Here is a 274-nt window from a genome sequence, read left to right as displayed (position 1 = left end):
TAAAGTAGACGCACAATTAATCTGTCGATTAACTGGCATTTTCTTTACTTATTGAGAACTCTAAATCACTTTCGTGACTCAAAGTTTTTATCAGCTTTCCAAATTGTTAAAGAGCAAGAGAATAACTTCTCAGAGTTAAAAACTCTCAGCATTACCGCTTAGGTAAGAGTGTTTATCTATGAGAAGGGGTAGTAAAGTGGTGGAGCTAAGCAGGATCGAACTGCTGACCTCCTGCGTGCAAGGCAGGCGCTCTCCCAGCTGAGCTATAGCCCCA

Annotated in this window: 1 tRNA gene; it reads right to left on the bottom strand. The window is 41.6% G+C overall.

From position 1 onward, the window contains the following. Positions 1-197 precede the first annotated feature (197 nt). A tRNA-Ala gene (locus EXT46_RS18735) sits at positions 198-273 on the bottom strand. Between the last annotated feature and the right edge of the window lies 1 nt (position 274).

This window comes from Pseudoalteromonas sp. CO325X, assembly GCF_004208955.1.
In the GTDB taxonomy this organism is placed as follows: domain Bacteria; phylum Pseudomonadota; class Gammaproteobacteria; order Enterobacterales; family Alteromonadaceae; genus Pseudoalteromonas; species Pseudoalteromonas ruthenica.
The sequence above is the reverse complement of the archived record's forward strand: the minus strand, read 5'-3'. Positions and strand labels throughout refer to the sequence as shown.